This is a genomic window from Quatrionicoccus australiensis (assembly GCF_020510425.1).
GTDB classification, from domain to species: Bacteria; Pseudomonadota; Gammaproteobacteria; order Burkholderiales; family Rhodocyclaceae; genus Azonexus; species Azonexus australiensis_A.
Genome location: NZ_JAHBAH010000001.1, coordinates 3738506 through 3761110, shown reverse-complemented (window position 1 = coordinate 3761110; position 22605 = coordinate 3738506). Strand labels below are relative to the sequence as shown.

The 22605-nt window shown below is 65.2% G+C and carries 19 protein-coding genes; 10 read left to right on the top strand and 9 right to left on the bottom strand.

Annotation, left to right across the window (positions count from 1 at the left end; translation table 11 throughout):
- The first annotated feature begins 132 nt into the window (after nt 1–132).
- From KIG99_RS17910 to KIG99_RS17895, 4 genes are all read left to right on the top strand, one after another.
- Entirely contained in the window at nt 133–1185 is a 1053-nt protein-coding gene (locus KIG99_RS17910) for an extracellular catalytic domain type 2 short-chain-length polyhydroxyalkanoate depolymerase (protein WP_226461396.1), read from the top strand.
- Between the two features lie 72 nt (nt 1186–1257).
- Nucleotides 1258–3207, top strand: a complete 1950-nt coding sequence (gene parE, locus KIG99_RS17905) for a DNA topoisomerase IV subunit B (RefSeq protein WP_226461395.1) — start codon at nt 1258–1260, stop codon at nt 3205–3207.
- A 130-nt stretch (nt 3208–3337) separates the two neighbouring features.
- The gene (locus tag KIG99_RS17900) at nt 3338–3742 is read left to right on the top strand and encodes a hypothetical protein (protein WP_226461394.1); all 405 of its coding nucleotides are present in this window, start codon (nt 3338–3340) and stop codon (nt 3740–3742) included.
- 165 nt (nt 3743–3907) lie between these two features.
- Nucleotides 3908–4939: a phospholipase A gene (locus KIG99_RS17895; protein ID WP_226461393.1), complete on the top strand. Its 1032-nt coding sequence runs from the start codon at nt 3908–3910 to the stop codon at nt 4937–4939.
- Here KIG99_RS17895 and KIG99_RS17890 read toward each other — a convergent pair.
- A complete protein-coding gene (locus KIG99_RS17890) occupies nt 4919–6262 on the bottom strand; it encodes a diguanylate cyclase (RefSeq protein WP_226461392.1) in 1344 nt (447 codons plus the stop codon). The two genes, KIG99_RS17895 and KIG99_RS17890, sit on opposite strands and share 21 nt — an antisense overlap.
- A 148-nt stretch (nt 6263–6410) precedes the next feature.
- Here KIG99_RS17890 and KIG99_RS17885 point away from each other — a divergent pair, with 148 nt between their 5' ends.
- The gene (locus KIG99_RS17885; RefSeq protein WP_226461391.1) at nt 6411–6824 is read left to right on the top strand and encodes a hypothetical protein; all 414 of its coding nucleotides are present in this window, start codon (nt 6411–6413) and stop codon (nt 6822–6824) included.
- 115 nt (nt 6825–6939) lie between these two features.
- A complete protein-coding gene (locus KIG99_RS17880; protein WP_226461390.1) occupies nt 6940–7839 on the top strand; it encodes a patatin-like phospholipase family protein in 900 nt (299 codons plus the stop codon).
- 27 nt (nt 7840–7866) lie between these two features.
- Here KIG99_RS17880 and KIG99_RS17875 read toward each other — a convergent pair whose 3' ends face one another.
- Entirely contained in the window at nt 7867–8724 is an 858-nt protein-coding gene (locus KIG99_RS17875; protein WP_226461389.1) for a type IV pili methyl-accepting chemotaxis transducer N-terminal domain-containing protein, read from the bottom strand.
- Nucleotides 8725–8812: 88 nt separating this feature from the next.
- Between KIG99_RS17875 and KIG99_RS17870 the strand changes: the two genes are divergently transcribed.
- Entirely contained in the window at nt 8813–10726 is a 1914-nt protein-coding gene (locus tag KIG99_RS17870; protein WP_226461388.1) for a B12-binding domain-containing radical SAM protein, read from the top strand.
- Nucleotides 10727–10734: 8 nt separating this feature from the next.
- Nucleotides 10735–11370, top strand: coding sequence for a LysE family translocator (locus KIG99_RS17865; RefSeq protein WP_226461387.1), 636 nt, complete (start codon nt 10735–10737; stop codon nt 11368–11370).
- Nucleotides 11371–11373: 3 nt separating this feature from the next.
- Here the strand turns inward: KIG99_RS17865 and KIG99_RS17860 are convergent, their stop codons facing one another.
- The 4 genes from KIG99_RS17860 to KIG99_RS17845 all read right to left on the bottom strand — a co-directional run bounded on the left by KIG99_RS17860 (nt 11374) and on the right by KIG99_RS17845 (nt 14355).
- Nucleotides 11374–12678 carry a leucine-rich repeat-containing protein kinase family protein gene (locus tag KIG99_RS17860; protein ID WP_226461386.1) on the bottom strand — a complete coding sequence of 435 codons (1305 nt, stop codon included), beginning with the start codon at nt 12676–12678 and terminating at the stop codon, nt 11374–11376.
- 63 nt (nt 12679–12741) lie between these two features.
- Nucleotides 12742–13122, bottom strand: coding sequence for a DUF3597 domain-containing protein (locus KIG99_RS17855; RefSeq protein ID WP_226461385.1), 381 nt, complete (start codon nt 13120–13122; stop codon nt 12742–12744).
- A gap of 172 nt (nt 13123–13294) precedes the next feature.
- Nucleotides 13295–13918: a cysteine hydrolase family protein gene (locus KIG99_RS17850; protein WP_226461384.1), complete on the bottom strand. Its 624-nt coding sequence runs from the start codon at nt 13916–13918 to the stop codon at nt 13295–13297.
- Nucleotides 13915–14355 (bottom strand): tautomerase family protein, encoded by a 441-nt coding sequence (locus KIG99_RS17845; RefSeq protein ID WP_226461383.1) that lies wholly within the window; start codon nt 14353–14355, stop codon nt 13915–13917. The genes KIG99_RS17850 and KIG99_RS17845 overlap by 4 nt, the downstream gene beginning before the upstream one ends.
- Nucleotides 14356–14442: 87 nt before the next feature.
- On the opposite strand from KIG99_RS17845, the gene KIG99_RS17840 reads away from it, so the two are divergent.
- Nucleotides 14443–15369, top strand: coding sequence for a LysR family transcriptional regulator (locus KIG99_RS17840; protein ID WP_226461382.1), 927 nt, complete (start codon nt 14443–14445; stop codon nt 15367–15369).
- Here KIG99_RS17840 and KIG99_RS17835 read toward each other — a convergent pair.
- The 3 genes from KIG99_RS17835 to KIG99_RS17825 all read right to left on the bottom strand — a co-directional run bounded on the left by KIG99_RS17835 (nt 15317) and on the right by KIG99_RS17825 (nt 19768).
- On the bottom strand, nt 15317–18010 hold the full coding sequence (locus KIG99_RS17835) for a cation-translocating P-type ATPase (RefSeq protein ID WP_226461381.1): 2694 nt from the start codon (nt 18008–18010) through the stop codon (nt 15317–15319). The two genes, KIG99_RS17840 and KIG99_RS17835, sit on opposite strands and share 53 nt — an antisense overlap.
- A 157-nt stretch (nt 18011–18167) precedes the next feature.
- A complete protein-coding gene (locus KIG99_RS17830; protein ID WP_226461380.1) occupies nt 18168–19448 on the bottom strand; it encodes a type II toxin-antitoxin system HipA family toxin in 1281 nt (426 codons plus the stop codon).
- Nucleotides 19449–19450: 2 nt separating this feature from the next.
- Nucleotides 19451–19768, bottom strand: a complete 318-nt coding sequence (locus KIG99_RS17825) for a helix-turn-helix domain-containing protein (protein ID WP_226443263.1) — start codon at nt 19766–19768, stop codon at nt 19451–19453.
- Nucleotides 19769–20068: 300 nt separating this feature from the next.
- Here KIG99_RS17825 and parC point away from each other — a divergent pair, with 300 nt between their 5' ends.
- Nucleotides 20069–22486, top strand: coding sequence for a DNA topoisomerase IV subunit A (gene parC, locus KIG99_RS17820; protein WP_226461379.1), 2418 nt, complete (start codon nt 20069–20071; stop codon nt 22484–22486).
- Nucleotides 22487–22605: the final 119 nt, after the last annotated feature.

The following is a 22605-nucleotide window of genomic DNA, read 5'->3' as shown; positions in this document are numbered from 1 at the left end:
TTGATGGCGAAGCCGCCATTCTAAAGAAAAATGCCGTTCGCCAGACGTCGACCGCCGGGCGGGCCGGCATCTGTTATCCTGCCGCCGCCCGGATAGCCATCCGCCCACGCCTGCCACGGAGTCCGCAACGTCATGAAATTCCTCCCGCTGCGCCCTGCCGGCGCTCTTGCCTTGCTCCTCGCCGCCACCGGTGTTCAGGCCGCGCCGCCCCTGCCCAGCCTGGGCGCCAACGTCGCCGGCGTCACCGTGTCCGGCATTTCCTCCGGCGGCTACATGGCCGTGCAATTCGAAGTCGCCTATTCCAGCCTGGTGCGCGGCGCCGGCGTGCTCGCGGCCGGCCCCTATTACTGTGCCGAAGGCGCCGTTGGCCGGGCGCTCGCCAACTGCATGGAGCCGACCGGCAAGGATGCCCCGCCCGCACCGGTCGACACCCTGAAAACCATCGAAAAGCTCGCAACCGCCGGCAAGATCGACCCGGTGAAGAACCTGCGCGATGACCGCGTCTGGCTGTTCTCGGGCAGCGCCGATAAGACCGTCGCCCCGGCCGTGGTCGATACGCTCGCCGCCTTCTATCGCGAAGTGCTGCCGGAAGGCGCGCTGCGCTACGTCAAGCTGGCCGACGCCGGCCACGCCATGCCGTCGGTGGCCGATACGCTGCCGAATGCCTGCAACACCTCGAATCCGCCCTTCATCAACCGCTGCCAGGATTTCGACGCGGCCGGCCAGTTGCTGACCCACCTGCTCGGCCCCTTGCAGCCGTCGACCACGGCCAGCGACGGCGAGCTGGTCGCCTTCGACCAGCGCCCCTTTATCGACGGCAGCGCCGCCGATGCCAGCCTGGCCGAGGAAGGCTATGCCTTCGTGCCGAAAACCTGCCAGGCCGGCGGTTGCCGCGTGCACGTCGCCTTCCACGGCTGCCGCCAGAATGTCGGCGAAGTCGGCCGCCGCTTCATCGAGGGCGCCGGCTACAACCACTGGGCGGCGAGCAATCGCCTGATCGTGCTCTACCCGCAAACGGCAACGCGCAACGGTTTCGCCTTCGGCTCCAGCAAGTGGGTGCTCAATCCGAAAGGCTGCTGGGACTGGTGGGGCTACACCGGCGCCGACTATCACACGCGCGACGGCGTGCAGCCGCGTGCCGTCAAGGCGATGATCGACGCACTCGGCAAGGCCGCAAAACGGTAAAATCCGCCCCCGAATCCGGTCGACCGCTGCGCCAGGCGGTCGACACCCAAAATTGCCTGTTTTTGAAAACCGATGACTGAATACTCCGCCTCTTCCATCCGCGTCCTGAAAGATCTCGAGCCCGTCAAGGAACGCCCCGGCATGTACACCAGGACGACCTGCCCGACGCACATCGTCCAGGAAGTCATCGACAACTCGGCCGACGAGGCGCTGGCCGGCTACGCCAAGAAGATTTCGGTGCGCATCGGCGCCGACGGCGTCATCGAGGTTTCCGACAACGGCCGCGGCATTCCGGTCGAAATCCACCCGGAAGAAGGCCGCCCGGCCGTCGAACTGGTTTTCTGCAAGCTGCACGCCGGCGGCAAGTTCAACAAGACCGAATCGGGCAACGCCTACCGCTTCTCGGGCGGCCTGCACGGCGTCGGCGTTTCCGTGACCAATGCGCTGTCGACCCGGCTGGAAGTTGAAATCAAGCGCGGCGGCGGCGTGCACCGCATCGTCTTCGCCGACGGTTTTGTCGTCGAGCCGCTCGCCCGCATCGGTGAGGTCGGCCAGCGCAATACCGGCACCACCGTGCGCATTGCGCCTAACCCGAAGTATTTCGATTCGCCCAAGGTCAATCTGGCGCAACTCGAGCATCTGCTGCGCTCCAAGGCCGTGCTGATGCCCAACGTCACCGTCGAGCTGGAAATCGAAGGCCAGGAAAAGAAGGTCTGGTGCTACCAGAACGGCATGGCCGACTACCTCAACGAAATGATGGTCGGCACGCCGGTGGCGCCGATTTTCGTCGGCGAGAAATATGTCGAGACGGCCAACGGTTTCGCGGTCGGCGAAGGCGCCACCTGGGCGCTGGCCTGGTTCGAGGAAGGCGGCGGCAAGCCGGAAAGCTACGTCAATCTGATCCCGACCCTGGACGGCGGCACGCACGAAGCCGGCCTCAAAGCCGGCGTCTTCGAGGCGGTCAAGACCTTCGCCGAACACCACGCCATCCTGCCTGCCAAGGTCAAACTGGCGCAGGAAGACGTCTGCGGCCGCATGACCTACCTGCTCTCGGCCAAGGTGCTCGATCCGCAATTCCAGGGCCAGACCAAGGAAAAGCTGACTTCGCGCGACGCCTACAAACTGGTCACCCAGATGGTGCGCGACCCGTTCGAGCTGTGGCTGAACAGCCACGCCGATTTCGGCAAGAAGATCGCCGAGCTGGCGGTCAAGGCGGCGCAGAACCGCATGAAATCGACGCAGAAGGTCGAGAAGAAGAAATCCTCCGGCATCGCCACCCTGCCCGGCAAGCTGACCGATTGCGAATCCGACGACATCGCGCGCAACGAGGTTTTCCTGGTCGAGGGCGACTCGGCCGGCGGCTCCGCCAAGCAGGGCCGCGACAAGGAAACCCAGGCGGTTTTGCCCTTGCGCGGCAAGGTGCTCAACACCTGGGAAGTCGAGCGCGACCAGCTATTCAAGAACAACGAAGTGCATGATATTTCCGTAGCGGTCGGCGTTGATCCGCACGGCATCGAGCAGATCGACACGGTCGACGTTTCCGGCCTGCGCTACGGCCGCATCATCGTCATGTCCGACGCCGACGTCGATGGCTCGCACATCCAGGTGCTGCTGTTCACGCTCTTCCTCAAGCACTTCCCGGCGCTGGTCGAACGCGGCCACATCCACGTCGCGCAGCCGCCGCTGTTCCGCGTCGATGTCGAGGCGCGCGGCCACACGCGCAAGGTCTATTGCCTGGACGAAGCGGAAAAGCTGCAAACCCTGCAAAAGCTGCGCGACGAAGGCGTTTCGGAAAACAAGATCACCGTCTCGCGCTTCAAGGGCCTCGGCGAAATGAACCCGGACCAGCTCTGGGAAACCACGCTCTGCCCGGATACCCGCCGCTTGGTGCCCTTCCAGGCCAGCCGCGAAACGATCAAGGAAATGACTGCCACCTTCACGCTGCTGATGGGCAAGGGCGAAGCCGCCGGCCGTCGCGCCTGGATGGAAAAGGACGGCGGCCTGGTCGAAGCGGACGTCTAAACGTCGAAACAGCTCGCACCAAAAGCCAAATGCATATTGCATTTGGCTAATTGCCTTGCTACCGTCACGGCGGGCCGGATGCCATTCGGCCGCAACAGCATATCGCTCCCCACCCAACTGAGGATTTGTGATGCAACCGACCGTACTCGCCCGAACGCTAGCCTGTTTTTCCGCCACCCTGCTTGCTGCCAATCTGGCCTGGGCCGAACCGGCCGCCCAGTCCGACCAGGTATCGATTGGCGAACATGCCGACAAGGTCCTTGTTACCTTCAATCAACTGCCGGCCAGCGGCGATTTCGAGGTCATCGGGCCGATCAGCGTATACAAGCGCTGGTTCGGCGGCACGGGAGCAGCAATGCAATTGCTCGGACAAAAGGCGCGCGAGATCGGTGCCAATGCGGTTGTCGAAAGCCGGGTATGGCTGGCTCCGGCCTTTCCCGCCCAGGTTGCTCCTCACGGCAGCGGCATCGCGGTCCGGATCAGGGATGCAAAAATTCTTGAAGCATTGGTCGACGAAGCCAGTTCCTGGGAATAAACATTACGGCTCAATGGCCCGGCATTGGCTGCCCGCCTGCGCCTGACACAGATCAGTCCGAACAATGTAAATAGGGGTAAAGCGAGCCGTGCATCACTTGCCCTGACCGGCACCTTGCCTATCATGCTCACGCCCGCCCCTGTCATCGTTCTGCCGGATTCCGCCATGCCCGTCATTCATCGCCTGAGCCTGCTGTCCCTTCTTGTCCTGGCTGCACCGCATGCCGGCGCCGAGTCGCTCGCCGACTGCCGGCGCATCGCCGATGCCGGCCAGCGCCTCGCCTGTTACGACGGGCTGGACAAGGAAATACCGACGGAAATGGCGCCTGCCGCAACGTCGACCGTTGCGAACCTCAAGCCGCCAGCCGCCGCGCCGCAGGAAAGCGCCGACTCCCTGCTCGGCAAGGCCTGGGAGCTCGATCCCGGCGAGCGCGGCCACATCCTGCGCATCCGGCCGTACAAGCCGGTCTATGCCCTGCCGCTGTTCCACGCGACCAACGCCAACCGCAAACCGAGTTCACCGGCGACCGGCCACAGCAGCGAAGATGTCGATCTGAGCAGCAACGAGGCCAAGTTGCAGATCAGCCTGAAGAGCAAGCTTTACGAAGACATTTTCGGCAGCAATGGCGATCTGTGGTTCGGCTATACCCAGTCGTCGCGCTGGCAGGTTTACACCGGCGCCAGTTCGCGCCCCTTCCGCGAGACCAACCACGAGCCGGAAGCGATGCTGGTCTGGCGCACCGACTACAACCTGGCCGGCTGGCGGGCGCGCTATGTCTCGCTCGGCGTCAATCACCAGTCAAACGGCCGCTCGCTGCCGCTGTCACGCAGTTGGAACCGGGTGATTGCCGCGCTGGCGCTGGAAAGGGACGACTGGACGCTGACCCTGCGCCCGTGGTGGCGGATTCCGGAAAAAGCCGCCAACGACGACAATCCGGACATTTCCAGCTATCTCGGCCGGGCCGATGTGCAACTGGTCAAAAGCTGGGGCAAGCAGCAGTTTTCCGTGCTGCTGCGCCACAACCTGGAAGGCGGCCGCAACGGGCGCGGCGCCCTGCAACTCGACTACGCCTTCCCGATTGCCGGCGAACTGCGCGGTCATCTGCAATGGTTCTCCGGCTACGGCGAGAGCATGATCGACTACAACCACCGCGCCAACTACTACGGCGTCGGCGTCTCACTGCTCGAGTGGTACTGAGCCTGGTTGTGAGATAACTGCCGCTTCGGCGCCGGCAGCACGTCGCGCCTGCTTGTCGGCATACATCGCCAGATCGGCGGCATGCATCAGGTCGGAAGCGCGCAAACCGCTGTCCGGGAAGCTGCCGACGCCAATGCTGCAACGGGCCGTGACCTGATCGCTGCCAAAGCGAATCTGTGGCGTTTCGATGGCCAGGCGCACGCGCTCGGCCAGTTCCAGCGCCTCGGCATAGCTCGTCGTCAAGGCGATGATGGCAAACTCATCGCCCCCGATCCGCGCCGCCAGGTCGCTTTCCCTGACCACGCTGGTCAGCGACTTGCCGACGCTGATCAGCACGGCATCGCCGGCCGCGTGGCCATACACGTCATTGACCGACTTGAAACGATCGAGATCGATCAGCAGGACCGAAAACCCGGCCGCGCCCGCCTGCGCATCCTGACTGGCGCGCTCGATGGCGGCATCGAAATGGCGACGATTGAACAGTCCGGTCAGGGGATCGTGCAATGAGATCTCGCGCAATTGCGCCTGCGAATTGCGTACCTGCCCGAGCAGGCCGTTGAAGTTGTCGGCCAGGCCACGGATTTCCTTGGGCCAGTCGTCGCCCGGCACCACGTCACGCGAAAAATCAGCTGCGCCGGAAATTTCCGAAACATGCCCGGCCAGCTCGACAATCGGCTGACTGACCCGGCGGCGCAGGGCGAAAAAAATCACCAGCAACAGCGTCATCACCAGGCCCAGCGCCAGATACATCAGCGGATAGGCAAAGGCGGCCAGCGGCTTTTCCAGCGCAGCCAGCGGCACGCTGACCGAAATCACGCCATTGACTTCGCCAACCTCAGCCTGCGAATGGCAAGCGACACACTCGCCGGTGACCCGCACCGGGAACAGGTAGCGCAAATTGTTGCCGAGGAATCCCGAATATTCGTCGCCGCTTTTCAGGGCACTCTGCAGCGCCGGGTCATGGGCGCGCAGTTCGGTCTGTCCGGGACGGCCGCCGAACTGACGCACGACCGGTTCGCCGCGAATGATCGTCACTTCGTAATTGGGCAACTGGTTCTGGATGTGATGCACCAGATCGTCGATCTCGTCACGACTGGCACCCTTGCGCATCACCGAATAGAAGTGCTCGAAAACGAGGTGCGAAATGCGTTGACCGTCGGCCTTGGCCATTTCCCGGACTGCGCCGACGCGATAGGAAACGAAGGTCGAATACACCGCCAGCGAGGAGGTCAGCAAACCCACCAGGAAGATCACCAGTAACAAGTGGCTGATCGAAACCCGGCCGATGATCGAAACGTGGGGGTCGCTGGCTTTTTGCGGCATGCGGCAGATTCCATAGTCTGTTATTCAACTTCAAACTTTATCCTGTAAATTCCATGCCATGAGGTTTTGGTGCCTCCCGCTTTCCCCTATCATGCGCGGCATGACGGTAAAAACGATCAGCTCCCTCCTCATCGGCAAAGGAAACACCATGGCCGCCCGCATGCTCAGCCCCGCCCTCGCCATCCTGCTGTTCGCCGCTTCGCTCGGCGGCGCCGCAGCCCAGACCTACGCCCCGGCTTACCGCGCCGACAGCCTGGGACAACAGGCACTGCGCGGCGACAAGATCCTCGTTACCGGGAAGTCGCTACCGCCCTCCGGTGCTTACGAAGTCATCGAATCGATCTGGGCGTACTCCCGCTGGTTCGGCAACAAGGACGACGTGATCAGAATGCTGCGTGAGCAAGCCCGCAGCCTGGGCGCCAACGCCATCGTCGAAACCGGCACCTGGTACGCTCCGGCCTTCCCGAGGACACTTGCACCGCATGCCATGGGCACGGCCGTACGCATCCGCGAAATCGAACTGCTCGAAGCGATGACCGACAGCAGCAGCACCTGGGAATAAAGCCGGCTCCGGCCCGGGTCACCGGTCAGGCAAGATGACCCGGCGTCACAAGCGGATACCATAGCCGCCCGGCGAACATGGGAAAATCGCCGCCTGCCACTCACCACGCCCTCCCATGCCCGCTCAGATCATCTCCTCCCTCGCCGCAACACGCCGGCGCATCCTGCTCGCCGGCGCCCTGCTCTGTCTTGGCGCCTGCACCACGCTGCAGCCCGGCAAACCGCAGGCGACAGCGGTCGACCCGCCGCGCAAGCTGAAAATCGGCCTCGCCCTGGGCGGCGGTGCGGCGCGCGGCTTTGCCCATATCGGCGTGATCAAGATGCTGGAGTCGCAGGGCATCGTCGCCGACTACGTGGTCGGCACCAGCGCCGGCGCCGTCGTCGGCTCGCTCTACGCGGCCGGCAACGATGCCTTCGCGATGCAGAAAATCGCGCAGCAGCTCGACGAGAAAATCTTCGCCGACTGGACACTGGGCGGACGCGGCCTGCTCAAGGGCGAAGCGCTGCAGGATTTCATCAACCAGCACCTGCACAACCGGCCGCTGGAAAAACTCGGCAAGCCGTTTGCCACCGTCGCCACCGACCTGAAGACCGGCGAGCGCGTCGTCTTCCGCACCGGCGACACCGGCATGGCGGTACGCGCCTCGGCCGCCGTGCCCGGCGTCTTCCAGCCGACGCAATTCCGCGGCCACAGCTATGTCGATGGCGGCCTGACCAGCCCGGTACCGGTGCAGGCAGCACGCGAGATGGGCGCCGATTTCGTCATCGCCGTCGATATTTCGGCCCAGCCGGAAGGTCAACCGGTGGACAGCCTGAGCAGCATCCTGTGGCAGACGACGACCATCATGGGCGGCGTCATCGGCCGCAACGAAATGCGCGATGCCGACATCGTCATCCGCCCCAAGCTGCCCTACGTCAAATCCTGGGACTTCACCGCCCGCCACGACGCCATGCTCGAAGGCGAGCGCGCCGCGCTGGCGGCGCTGCCGGCGATCCGCCAGAAGCTCGGGCGCTAGGCGTAGCGGTCGACGCGCCGCCTAGCCTTATTTTGCGGCGCGCGAAGTTTCGGCGTAGTCGCGCACATACTGCGCGCTGGTCGCATCGAGCACCTGGGCGATGCGTTCGCTGCTCGTCGCGACATCGAGTACTGCCTTGCCGTCACGGCTGGCGTTGCCCATGCGGCTGATCGCGCTGTCGAAGAAAATCCACTGATTCCGGGCCAGCGCGATGTTCTCGCGGCTGACCGATGAATTCTCGCGCGCCGTATCAAGTTCGTGCAAGCCGGTCGCAAATTCCTTGCGCGCCTGCTCGATGTCGGTCAGCACGCCCTGCGAACGGTCGCCGCCCTGCGCCTGCAGGTAAAGCCGGGCGAGACGCTGGGCCAGCATGTTGAGGCGTGACGACTGGTCGAGCAGCCGGCCGACCGGCGTTTCCGCCTCGGCCTCGATCTGCATGGCGAGCTTGCCGGTGTGCAGCATCAATTCGTCGGCGAGTTGATTGACCCGCTCGGTCGACGCCGCATTCGGGGCCTTTTTCAGCACCGCGCGCAATTCCTGCCACAGTGCATCGCTGCGCGACCAGGTGCGCTGTATCGCAGGCTTCTTGCCGTAACGCGCGAGGCGGCCGAACTCGCTGTCGGCGTCGCCGACGGCCAGCGCGATCTGCTGCTGCGCCGGCGTGGCGTTGAGGCCCATCACCGCCTGCTGGTAGAGCTTGGCGAGACGCTGCGACTGCATGCGCAACCGCCCGGCGGCGGCGATATCCTGCGCCAGCGGGCTGCCATCGGCCGTGCGCACGGCAGGCACGGAGGCCACCGACGGCTGCGCGTGCGCAACGGTCAACAGGGAAAAAATGAGGAAAATGCTGCGGCAGGTCGTGCCGGCCAAACGAAATCGGGGCATCGTGAAACAGTATTAAGCGTGATCGGGGTGGGCATTGGAACACGCCAAGATGTCACGCGCTTTACAGCCCCTTGCTATCATTCGCCCCATGCCCGCCACCAACATCCGCGTCCTCGCCGTCATCCCGCCGATGACGCAACTCAACACCCCGTATCCGTCCACCGCCTACCTGACCGGCTTCCTGCGCTCGCGCGGCGTCGACGCGGTGCAGGAGGACATCGCGCTGCAACTGGTGCTCGAACTCTTTTCGCCCGCCGGCCTGCGCGCCATGCATGCAAAGGTGCTGGCCCTGCCGGCGAAGAAGCGCACGCCCAGCCTGCACTGCTTCGTCGACAATTTCGAACGCTATCTGGCCAGCGTCACGCCGGCCGTCGCTTTTTTGCAAGGGCGCGACCCGTCGATCGGGCATCGCATCTGCGGCCGACAATTCCTCCCCGAAGGGCCGCGCTTCGCCTCGCTCGACAACTACATCGACGACGAAGGCGGCGACCCGCTGGCCTGGGCCTTCGGCTCGCTCGGCGTGCAGGACCGGGCGCGGCATCTGGCAACGCTCTACCTCGACGACCTCGCCGACGTGCTGCGCGACGCCGTCGACTCGCGCTTCGAGTTCGTCCGCTACGCCGAATCGCTGGCCCGCAGCCAGCCGACTTTCGAGCCGCTGGCGCGCGCCCTGGCGGCGCCGAAAACCCTGGTCGATGCAACGCTGGAAAAACTCACTTTAGCGGCCGTCGACCGTCACAGCCCCGGCCTGGTGCTGGTTTCCGTGCCCTTCCCCGGTTCCGTCTATGCGGCTTTCCGCATGGCGCAGGCAATCAAGGCGCAGCACCCGGACATCGTCGTCGCGCTCGGCGGCGGCTGGGTCAATACCGAATTGCGCGAATTGAAGGAAGCACGCGTCTTCGATTATTTCGACTACGTCACGCTCGACGACGGCGAGCAGCCCATCATCGCGCTGCTTGAGCATCTCGCCGGCAAGCGGCCGCGCCTCAATCTGGTCCGCACCTTCACGCGCGTCGACGGCCAGGTCCGCTATTTCACCACCGGCGAACCGGACGTGCCCTTCGCCGAAGTCGGCACGCCGACCTGGGACGGCCTGCCGCTCGACCGCTACCTGTCGTTGCTCGACATGCTCAACCCCATGCACCGGCTGTGGTCGGACGGGCGCTGGAACAAGCTGACCGTGGCGCACGGCTGCTACTGGAAGAAATGCAGTTTCTGCGACGTCGGCCTCGACTACATCGGCCGTTACGACGGAATTGCCGCCACAACGCTGGTCGACCGTATCGAAACCATCATCGACGAAACCGGCCAGAGCGGCTTTCATTTCGTCGACGAAGCCGCGCCGCCCAAGGCACTCAAGGCCATGGCCGAGGAATTGCAGAAGCGCAACCGGGCGATTTCCTGGTGGGGCAATATCCGCTTCGAGAAATCCTTCACGCCGGAACTCTGCAACCAGTTGGCCGACAGCGGCTGCATCGCCGTCTCCGGCGGCCTTGAAGTCGCTTCCGACCGGCTGCTCAAGCTGATGAAAAAGGGCGTCTCGGTCGATCAGGTCGCCCGCGTCACGCGCGCTTTCAGCGAATCCGGCATTCTCGTGCACGCCTACCTGATGTACGGCTTCCCGACGCAAACCGTGCAGGACACGGTCGATGCGCTCGAATACGTGCGGCAGCTGTTCGCCGAGGGCTGCATCCAGTCCGGCTTCTTCCACCGCTTCGCGTGCACCGTGCATTCTCCCGTCGGCCTCAATCCGGCCGAGTACGGCATCAAGCTCAAGGCGCTGCCGCCGATCACTTTCGCCACCAACGACGTCGAATTCTTCGACCCGACCGGCGTCGACCACGACAGCCTCGGCCGCGCGCTGAACAAGGCGCTCTACAACTACATGCACGGCATCGGCCTGGATGAGGATGTGCGGGCGTGGTTCGACGAACGCGTGCCGAAACCGCGCGTCGGGCGCAATTTCATTGCAAAGGCGCTGAGCGACCGCTCGGCCTACTGAACGCCGGCATGGACGCGCTGCTCTCCCTGACCCAGACCGCCGGCCTCCTGCTAGCCGCGCTGCTGGTCACCCTCGCGCCGGGCCCCGACAACCTGCTCGTGCTCAGTCTCGGCATGGCGCGCGGCCGGCGCCAGGGCATCGCCTTCGGCCTGGGCTGCGCCGCCGGCTGCCTGAATCACACCCTGCTCGCCGCGCTCGGCATCAGCGCGCTGATCGCCGCCTCACCGTCGGCCTTTGCCGCGCTCAAGGCGGCCGGCGGCCTCTACCTCGTCTGGCTCGGCGTCCAGGCCATCCGCAACGCCCGCCCGAGCGGTGCGACGGCCCCGGCCGGCGCGCCGGAAAGCAACGTTCAGCTGTTCCGCAAGGGATTGATCGCCAATGCCATCAATCCCAAGGTCGTGCTGTTCTTTCTCGCCTTCCTGCCACAATTCGTCGATCACGCGCGCGCCGACGCCGGCCTGCAGATCGTCCAATTGGGCCTGCTGTTCACGCTGCAGGCGGCACTCGTCTTCGCCGGCATCGGCTGGTTTGCCGGCCGCATCGGCGAGCGCCTGGCGCGCAGCCCGCGCCTCGCGCTGTGGCTGGATCGTGTTGCCGGCGGCGTTTTCGTGCTGCTCGGGGCGCGCCTGCTCAGCGACGGCTGAACCTCAGGCCGCGGCCAGCGCGGCGGCGATTTCAGCGAACAATGGCCGCTGTTCGGGGATTGCATCGAGGCAACGGCGCTGCAAAACAGTGAGCATTTTTGCCGTTTTTTCCGCGTCGACCGCTGGCCGGCAGCGGGCAAGCAATTCCTCGAGCAGGCAGCCAAAGGCGCGCACCTCGATGCGTTCCAGCGCCAGCGCCTGAGCCGCATCGCCGCGGTCGACCGGCGACGCGGCACCAAAATCACCGAGCAGCGCCGTACCGTCGGCCAGATGCAGGATGTTGTGGGCGTAGAGATCGCCATGCGCGATGCCCTGCGCGTGCAGATGCGCCGCCGCGGCAGCGATGCCCAGTGCCAGGCGCAGCGCGGCATCCGGGCTGAAAGCGGCATCGGCGGCATAGACGTCGCGCGTGCAGGAATCGAGGCTGGGCGGCCCGGCCAGATTCCTGAAGCCGTGGCCGATCAGGGCCATGACCAGGCCGTCGACATTGCCCGGATGATCGGCAACCTGCCCGAGCACCGGGATCAGATTGGGATGTTCCCCGGCCGCCAGACAGGCGTGCATTTCGCTCTGCGGCAGGCCGTCGCTGGTCAGCGCGCCCTTGAACAGCTTGACCGCGACCGGCTGCGTCGTTTCACCGGCCTGCCAGTCGGCACGATGAATGACGCCGGAAGCACCCTCGCCCAGTTTTTCGCCGAGGGTCAATTTTGCCCAGTCCACACGGTCGACCGCCACAAAAGGCAGGTTTTCGCAGAAAGGATTGCCGGCATAGGCCAGCCATGACAGGCGCGGTAGAGAAAACAGCCAGTCCGGCAGTTGCGTCAGCCGGTTCGCCGCGATGCGCAGCAATTCGAGATTGCGACATTCGGCGAGTTCCGCCGGCAATGAGGTCAGCCGGTTGCCGGCCAGCATCAGTTTTTGCAGGCGCGTGCAGCGGCCGATTTCAGGCGGCAGTTCGGCAACCGCGTTATCGGTCAGGATCAGCCAGCGCAGCCTTTCCGGCAGCGCGGCGGCCGGCACCGACTCAATGCGGCAGGACTTGAAGCCGACCATTTCGAGCTGCGGGCATTGCCCGAGCACGGCCGGCAATTCGGTAAACGGGTTGTTCGAGCAGAAAATCACCCGCAGTTTGTGCAGGCGCGACAGGTCGTCGGGCAGCGCGGTCAGCGCATTGCCGGAGAGATCGAGGATTTCCAGCGAGTCGGCGAGCGTGAAGATCTCGCGCGGGAATTCCGTCAGGCCGCAGTTCAGTTGCAGGCGGCGGGCGCCGGCCAGTTCGCCATTCCTGAGTTGTTGCAGCGTATTCAAATCCAGCCCGTCCCATGAAAAAGGCCCGCACCGGGCGGGCCTTCGGAATCGGGCAACAAGCGCTCAGAGCAGATCGGCCGGGATATTACCGCCGTTTGCCGCGAGCTTCTGCAGCACCGTCTTGTGCAGCCACATGTTCATCTGCGCCGAATCGCCCATTTTCTCAGCCGGACAAGCCAGTTCGGCCGCCAGTTCCTTGCGCGCCGCGAGGCTGCTGTCGAGACCGAGCAGCTTCAACAGATCGACGATCGAGACCTTCCAGTTGAGCTTTTCGGCATGCGCCTTGGCCAGCGCTTCCAGCTTGGCCACGACATCGACCTCGCTGATCGCCACCGGTGCGGCAACTGCCGCTGCTTCGACAGCGGCCGGCGCTGCGGCAACGGCCGCTTCCTGCTTGTCTTCGCCAAAACCCAGTTTGGCCATGATGCTGCTGAAGATTCCCATAGTCTTTCCTTTGCGACAGATTGATCGAACAGATCCGGGAGACCCCGGACCGCTTCGATCCTAGCGAGACTTCAAGACAGACTCGGTGAATTTATATGAAGCGCGCTTTACAAATCCGCACACGGCGGCGGGCATTTTTGCCTTTTTTGGACGGTCGACCGCCCGCCGCAGCTCAAATCACCCGCAAGGCCTGCAGCGTCGCCAGATCGACGATCTCGGCGATGCGGTCACCCAGACCGGCAAGCACCCCGGCGTGCACCTGCGCCGCCGTGATCGTCATGCCGCCCGGCCCCGGCAGGTCGCGCGTGGCGCTGGCATCGACGACGACGCCGACCTTGTAGCCACGATGGAAGGCTTCGCGCGCCGTTGAGTCCACGCAGTTGTGGGTCATGTAGCCGGCGACGAGCAGGTTCTCAATGCCCTTCGCCTGCAGCACTTCGGCCAGTTCGGTGCCGCTGAAGGCCGAGGGTAGCTGCTTGTAAATCACCGTTTCGCCGGCCGCCGGGACCAGGCCGGCGAGCGGTTCGGCGCCGGGCGAGTCGGCGCCGAACAACAGCGCGCCGGCCGGGGCGCGGTGCAGGACGTGGATCACCACAATGCCCGATGCCTCGGCCCAGGCGCGCAGGCGGCAGGCGATGGGCGTGACGCTCGCCTCGTCGGGCAAGGCGAGCGGGCCGCTGCGGTATTCGTGCTGGTAGTCGATCAGCACGAGCGCGGTTTTCGCCGCCGGCAGCGTCGCGCCGGCCGTCAGGCTTGGCGCGAGGCCGACGATCTGGCGCAGGGTCCGGGCGCTCATGCGGCACCGCCGGCTTGTTGGGCAGCATCGCGCTTCACCTTGCGTGCCGCCTGCGTCCGGCCATCGTAGCCCCAGCTCGTCGCCGGCAGTTCGTGCAAGGCAACGTAGAGCGGCGCCGGCGACGCGGCAAAAGCCGCGGCCCATGGGCAGGCGGTGCGCGTAGCGGTCAACATCGCTTGCGCGGCAAAAATGAAATCCGCCTTTTCCGCGTCGCTGTTGCTGCCAGCGGTAATCAGCGCCTGCAAGCTGGCCGCCGCGGCGAGCGCGGCGCCGCCGACGGCATGGCTGCCGGCCGGCGCCTGCGTCACGCTGACCACGGTCAGCGCCGCTTCCTTGCGCAGGATGCGCGCCATCAGTTCGGTGGTTTCCTGCTGCAGGGCGTGGAGGGTGGCCGGCGCGGCGGCCGGGCCGCTGAGGACGATCTGGATCAAGGGCATGGGTTTCTCCTGGGGTATGCACGCCACCATCATTGCAGCCGGGCTTTGTGGATACAATCCATCTATCGAACAACAGTTTGTTGCTCCATGGAAACAATTAACCCGCTCGACCATCTCTCCGATCTCGCCGTTTTCGTGCGCGTTGTCGATACGCAGGGCTTTTCATCCGCGGCGCGCGCCATGGGGCTGACCAAGTCGGCGGTCAGCAAGCGCATCAATCGCCTGGAAAAGCAGCTCGGACTGCGCCTCTTGCAGCGCACGACGCGCGCCATGTCGCTGACCGAGGCCGGCCGCGTGCTTTACGAGCGCGCCGCGCAGGGCGTCGCCCTGCTCGACGAGAGCGCCCGCCTCGCTGCCGGCCTGATCGAGGCGCCGCGCGGCATCCTGCGCGTCACCGCCTCGGTGACTTTCGGCAAGCTCTGCCTGGCGCCGCTGATCCCCGAATTTCTCGCCCGCTATCCGGAAATCGAGCTGCAACTGACCCTGCTCGACCGCTTCGTCGATCTTGTCGAGGAAGGCTACGACGTCGCCCTGCGCCTGACCCGCACGCCGCCCGAACAGGTCGTCGCCAAGGCGCTGATGCCGGTGCGCTACCGCCTGTGCGCAGCGGTCGACTACCTGAAAAACCGCAAAATCGAGACACCGGCCGACCTCGCCGGCCACAACTGCCTGCATTACGGCCTGCGCGAGCTGGGCAGCGAATGGCGCTTCCAGCGCGCCGGCGAAGAGGCGCGCGTGCAGGTCAAAAGCAATGTCGTGGTCAATAACAGCGAAGTCGTGCGCGACCTGCTGCTGGCCGGCCTGGGCATCGGCCTGGTCTGGAACTACGCCGTGGACCGCGAGATCGCCGATGGCCGCCTCGTGCCACTGCTACCCGAGTGGTCGCCGGTCGGCCCCTTCGGCCAGACCGCCTACGCGCTTTGGCTGCCGCAAACCCACTTGCCGCCCAAGACGCGTGTCTTCATCGACTTCCTGGCGGAACGGCTGCGCGAGACGCCGGAGCGCGCCGGATGAACCACTTGCGCGCCTCTTCGGCCAGCCCGAGGAAGAGCGCGAAGGGCAAGGCGTAGAGGAACACCGCCAGCGGCAAAGGCGCCGTGCCGAACAGGCTGTTACCCCAGGGCGTGTAGAGAATCACCGCCATTAGCGCCACTTCGCTGGCCAGGCCGGCCAACAGCCAGCGGTTTTCGAAGAGCGGGAAATGCCAGGCCGGCAGGCGCGGGTGGCGGCAGACGAAGACATTGACCATCTGCGCCAGCACGATGGCCATCAGGCAGGCGGCGGTCGCCTGCAGGTAGCGCGGATCGCCGATTGCCAGCGTTTCGCCGTACTGCCAGCCGAAGCCGTGCAGCACGAAGAAGAAGGTGGCCAGCGCGCCGAGCGCTTCGAGCGGGCCGAGGAACAGGTAGGCGCGGACGAGCAGGCCGCCCGAAAGCAGGCGTTCGCCGCGCGGGCGTGGTGGGCGCTGCATGATGTCGGGCGACGGCTTTTCGGCGCCGAGCGCGATGGCCGGCAGCATGTCGGTGCCGAGATCGACGGCGAGGATCTGGATCACGGTCAACGGCAGCGGGATGCGGAAAAGCACGAAGGCCAGGTAGGGAATCAGCTCCGGGATGTTCGAGGTGAGGATGTAGGTGATGAACTTGCGGATGTTTTCATAGACCGCCCGCCCCTCCTCGATGGCATTGACGATGGTGCCGAAATGGTCGTCGAGCAGCACGATGTCGGCCGCCTCGCGCGCCACGTCGGTACCCGAGAGGCCCATGGCGATGCCGATGTCGGCCAGACGCAGCGCCGGCGCATCGTTCACGCCATCGCCGGTAACCGCGACGATCTCGCCCTTGGCCTGCAGGGCCTGCACGATCAGCATCTTCTGCTCGGCGCTGACGCGGGCGAAGAGGATTTCCGGCGCATCGAGCGCGATCTGCAATTCGGCGGCGCTCATCCGGCGCACCTCGTCGCCGGTCAGCACGCGCGGTGTCGCACCGCGGATCAGGTCGGCCTCACGGCCGAGCGCCAAGCCGGTCGTCGGATGATCACCAGTGACCATGATGACGCGCAGCCCGGCCGTGTGGCAGCGCCCGACCGCTTCGCGTACGTCGGGGCGCAGCGGGTCCTCGAGCGCGATCAGGCCGCACAGGGCGAGGTTTTCTTCGTCTGCAGCGGCGTCGACCGCCAGCGGCTTCCAGGCGCAGGCGAGCACGCGCAGGCCGCGGCTGGCCAAGTCTTCGTGCGCAACGCGGTAGGCCTCGCGCGCTTCGGCATCGAAGGGGCGCGAGGTATTGCCGGCCAGCCAGGTCGTGCACAGCGGCAACACGTTCTCCGGCGCGCCCTTGCAGAGCAGCACGCCACTGCCGTCGGCGGCACGGCTATAGACCGACATGCGGCGCCGCTCGGCGTCGAAGGCGATCTCGCCGGCAAATTTCCAGTCCATCGGCAATTCGCCGGCAAACTGCCAGAGCGCGACTTCCATCGGGTCACCGCTCGGCTGGCCGTCGGTAAACTTGAGGCTGTGGCAGAAACGGGCGACGGCGCGCAGATGCGGCTCGCGCGCTGCCGGCCAGTGTTCGGCTGCGAGATGGTGACGGCCACCGGCAAACCACTCGCGCACCGCCATGCGGTTCTGCGTCAGGGTGCCGGTCTTGTCGGTCAGGATCACCGTCGCGCAGCCCATGGTCTCGACCGCCGGCAGATGGCGGACCAGCGCATTGCGCTTCGCCATGCGCTGCGTCGCCAGCGCGAGCGACAGGGTCACCGTCGGCAGCAGGCCTTCCGGCACGTTGGCGACGATGATGCCGATCGCGAACATCAGATTGACCCAGAAATTGAGGCCGATCGCCTGACCAAGCGCAAAGAAGACGACACCGAGGCCGAGCGCGAGCAGCGCCAGCAGGCGCGAGACACGGCGGATCTCGGCCTGCAGCGGCGACTCGGTATCGCCTGTGCTTTGCGTCAGGTGCGCGATATGGCCGAATTCGGTACGCATGCCGGTGGCGTACACCACGGCGCTGCCCTCGCCGGAAACAACCAGCGTGCCGGCCAGCAGCAGGCAGTGGGCGGCCAGCGGATCGACGGCACCGGCCGGTTCGGCCGCTTCGCTGCGCGCCTTGGGATAGGTTTCGCCGGTCAGCGTCGCCAGGTTGACGCGCAGGCTCCAGCTTTCGATCAGCCGGCAATCAGCCGGCACCTTGGCGCCTTCGGCGAGCAGCAAAATGTCACCGGGCACCAGTTGGTCGGCGGCAATGTCCTGCTCGCGGCCGTCGCGCCGCACCTTGACCTGCTGCGGCAGCAGTTTTTCCAGCGCAGCCAGCGCCTGCTCGGCGCGATAGCTCTGCCAGAAGGAAAAACCGCCGTTGATCAGGATCACGCCGACGATGGCCAGGCCGAGCTCGAACATGCCTTCGCCCGGCTGCATCCAGGCGGCGGTGAAGGCCAGCCCGGCAGCCAGCCAGAGGATCAACGCGAAGAAATGGATGAACTCGCCGAGCAGGCTCAGCCAGGCCGGCTGGCGCGCCGCCGCGGCCACCCGGTTGGCGCCGAATTCGCCGAGGCGACGCGCCGCTTCCGCACCACCCAGCCCCGCCGCGCTGCTGTCCAGTGCTGCCAGCGCCTCGGCCGGTGCGAGGCGGGCGATCTGCATGCCGGTGTGTTCCATGATTCAACCTGACCAGGACATTCCGAAGGAATACTAATAGCAAGTCCGGGCGGGTCCGTCCAGCGGCTTGTTAACACAGAGGACAAATGCCGCCCCTGCCCTTGTCAAAGCACACCCGCCGATCAATTGACTGGCTCACGACATCTTCCTCCTGCAGCTAAACCTCTTTCGCCCACGCCGGCTGCAAGGCCGCGATCTTGCGGACTTCCGCCTCGGCCACACCAGCCGTTGCGGCGAACTCCGGCCAGCGGGCGACGGCCTCGCGGATCTGCTGCAAACGTTCGCGGGCGCGGCGGATGTCGTAGGTCTTGGCAAGCGCCAGCAGATCGTCGACGCCGATGTCCCAGGTCTTGCCACCGACCTGCATCTGGTGCTGGCGCGTCCATTTGCCGGCGCCCGGATTGTGTGCAAAGCAGGTGTCGTAGGCCGGGGCAAGCCGCCACTGGCCGGCGCTGTCCATCAGGAAACCGAAATTCTTGGTGTGGTCGTCGCAATTGACGATGGCGACGTTGAAGGCACAACGCGCCCAGGCCTGTTCCAGCGCATCGGCGCCAAGGCGCAGGCCAAGCACGCTGCGCAGGCATTGCTCGTAGCCATGCACGTAGGGCATGTTGAAATCGAGATGCAGCAGGCCGCACAGCGACTGGGCGTGCAGCTTGGCGTTGCCGTCGCGGTCGAAGCGTTTGGTCATGAAATGCGCCCGGCCGCCCTCTTCGAGCAGGCGGCATTCGCTCATCTCGATGCCGGCCGCCGCGGCCATCAGCGCGTGCGCGTATTCGATGCGGCCGAAACCGGCCGTGGTGCCGAGTTCGCCGTCGCCGCCGACATCAAACTTGAGCAACCAGTGCTCGAAGCCATCGGGTACGTCGAATTGTCCGGACACCACCTGGTTGGTCTGGCGGTTCCAGCCGATCACCGCCTTGGCGCGCGCCCCGCCGGCCGAACTGCCGATGTCGATGATGTCCTGGGCGATGCTGGAAAACTCGCCCTTGAGCGCCCGCCGCGCATCCTCGACCAGGTGCGCCATATCGAGCGGCAAGCTGGCCGCGGCGCCGCGCAAGGCCTTTTCGGCCGGCTCGAATTCGAGCGCGCCCATGCTGCGCCGCCCAACGTAAAGCAGGCGTTGCAGAGTAGTGATGTCACCGGGCAGGATGCCACGCCGGGCCAGGTATTCGTCGATCAGCGCATTGCCGAACTTGTCAGGCAGCGCATCGGCGAGCAGGCCGGGCAGACCGTGGAAAGTTTCCCGGGCCAGCGCCGGAAAGCTGAAACGCCGCTTCGCCTTGAGTGGCATCAGGATGGGCGACAGCTCCAGCCCGCGCTTGGCAAATTCCGGCGCGTAGCTGAATTCGTAATAGCCGGGCTTGTTGCGCAGCGGCGCGACGGCACCGGCGAACTGGCCCCATATATTGACCTGAACGGCACGGATGTCGTCCATATTTACGCCTTATGCGAGCGCGGCGCGCGCTGGCGGACCCGTGCCGATTTTTTCTGCGCCGCAGCCAGCACGTCGAGCGGGCTCGGACTGTCGGCGTCGGGCACGAGATTCTGCAGGCCGTCGAGCAGATCCAGCGCGCGCAGGATGGCGATCAGGTTGCGCAGCGTGATGGCGCCGGTTTTCTCGAAGCGCTTCAACGGCGTCAGGCCGATGCCGCTCTTCTGCGCCAGGTCGGCCTGGGTCAGCGCCGCACCGTTGGGCGAAACGCGCCAGGCCTTGAGGCTGGCGGCCAGTTGCGCGGCCAGCTCATCGTTGGTCATCCGATAGATATCCATAGCCTATTTTTAGATCATTAAATTCAATTAGACAGCCTTACGGACTAATTTTAGTTCACAAATCGAATACAAGAAACAATAGTCTTATTTTAGATCGTTAACCGCATATTCAAGATTTAAAAGACTAATTTTGGATCTTTAAACAACAAACAACATCGAAGCAGCTGAACAAGCGGAACGCCACCAAACCAATGCCGCCGTCGTCCAGCCGGCGGAATTGCCCTTGCCGCCCGCCACCCTATGATAAATTTGCGCCCGACTCGATTCAGGATTTGCCGCAACACCATGACCGACCAGCTCAATCTCTTCGATGCCAGCGCCAAAGCGGCGGCCGGCGAAACGCAAACCGTCGCCGCCGAGGCCGCAGCGCAACCCCTTGCCACGGCTGAGCCGGCGCCCGCCGATCTGCCCGATTTGCCGCCCGACAGCGGGTTGACCGTACCGCCGGCACTGCCACCGTCGGCCTCCGGCCCGGCCGACGACATTGCATCGCCCGCCGACTACGCCGCCCGCCGCTATCTCGAATACGCGATGAGCGTCGTCACCGGCCGCGCCCTGCCCTCCGCCGCCGACGGCCAGAAGCCGGTGCAGCGCCGCATTCTCTACGCCATGCACCGGATGGGCCTGTACAAGAGCCCGCGCCACGTCAAATCGGCGCGCGTCGTCGGCGACGTGATCGGTAAATATCACCCGCACGGCGATTCCTCGGTCTATGACGCGATGGTCCGCATGGCCCAGGACTGGAGCCTGCGCTACCCGATCGTCGACGGCCAGGGCAATTTCGGCTCGCGCGACGGCGACAACGCCGCCGCCATGCGCTACACCGAAGCCCGCCTGACACCGATTGCCGAACTGTTGCTCGCCGAACTCGACGAAGGCACGGTCGACTGGAAGCCCAACTACGACGGCGCCAACGACGAACCGGCGCTGTTGCCGGCGCGTTTGCCCTTCTGCCTGCTCAATGGCGCGTCCGGCATCGCGGTCGGCATGGCCACCGAAATCCCGGCGCACAACCTGCGCGAAGTCGCCGCCGCAGCGGTCAACCTCGTCAAAAACCCGGATTTCAGCGAAGACGAAGTCCTGGCGCTGATTCCCGGCCCCGATTACCCGGGCGGTGCCCAGATCATTTCCTCGCCCGAGGAAATCGCCGCCACCTACAAGAGCGGCCGCGGCAGCCTGCGCGTGCGCGCCAAGTGGAAAATCGAGAACCTGGCGCGCGGCCAGTGGAAGCTGGTCATCACCGAACTGCCGCCGGGCGTTTCCACCGCCGCGGTGATGTCGGAAATCGAAGCCTGCTCCAACCCGGTCGCCAAGGAAAAGGCCGGCAAAAAGGTATTCACGCCGGAACAGCTCAATCTCAAGGCCGCCTTCCTGTCGTCCATTTCCGAATCCGGCGTGCGCGACGAGTCGGGCAAGGAACACGCCGTGCGCCTGGTCATCGAGCCGGCCAGTTCGCGCCAGGGTCAGGACGACCTGATCCGCATGCTGCTCGCCCACACCAGCCTGGAAACCAACGCCTCGATCAATCTGACCGTCCTCGGCGTCACCGGCACGCCGCGCCAGGCCTCGCTGTACAGCATGATCGCCGAATGGTGCCGCTTCCGCCTGGCCACCGTCGAACGCCGCACGCGGCATCGCCTGACCGCCGCCGAAAAGCGCATCCACATCCTCGAAGGCCGGCTCGCGGTTCTGCTCGATATCGACAAGGTGATCAAGGTCATCCGCGAATCGGACGACCCCAAGGCCGACCTCATCGCGCATTTCAAGCTGTCCGAGATCCAGGCCGAAGACATCCTCGAAATCCGCCTGCGCCAACTGGCCCGGCTGGAAGGCATCAAGATCGGCGAGGAACTCGCCAAGCTGCGTGAAGAAGCCAAGGGCCTCAATCACCTGCTCGACTCCGAACCGGCGCTGCGCGCCTGCGTCGCCGCCGAGATCGAGGCCGACGCGAAGAAATACGGCGACGAGCGCCGCACCCTGATCGAGGCCGACGCCAAGGTCACCATGTCGGACGCCAAGACGGTCTCCATCGTCGACGAGCCGACCACGCTGATCGTCTCGAAACACGGCTGGCTGCGCTCGCGCCAGGGCCACAACATCGACCCGACGCAACTGACTTTCCGCTCCGGCGACAGCCTGCTCGCCTGTCTGCCCTGTCGTACGGTCGACCACCTGATTTTGCTCGATTCCAACGGCCGCGCTTACTCGATCCCCGCCTCCGACATTCCCGGCGGCAAGGGCGACGGCATCCCGGCCACCTCGCTGGCCGACTTCCAGGATGGCGGCAAGCCCTGCCTGGCGCTAGCCGTCAAGAACGAGGTGCTCTACCTGGTGGCTGCCGACGGCGGCTACGGCTTCCGCTGCAAGGGTGAGGATTTCATGTCGCGCGGCAAGGCCGGCAAGGCTTTCCTGACCCTGGGCGAAGGCGAAACTCCGGCCGTCTTCATGCCGGCCCCGAGTGAAGGCGAAATCGCCTGCACTACCAGGGATGGCCGCGCCCTCGTCTTCAACATCGAGGAAGTCCGCCTGCTCGCCAAGGGCCGCGGCCTCAAGCTGATTGACGCCGCGCCGGGCAAGACCGCGCTCGACGACATCATTCCGGTCGTCGATGGCGCCGCCGCCAAGCTCAAGGGCGAACGCCTGGAAATCTGCCGTGGCAATCGCGGCGGCAAAGGCAAGCTGGTACGCGCCGCGCGCAAGTAGGCTGCGCCCGCCGGTCAACGTAAAAAACAGGGCAAAAATGCCCTGTCCAGCTTGTTCCCCCCCCCTGAATCGGCGAAAATTCAGGGTTCCAGGCTTTTGCCCCGCAGCAACCTCATTTC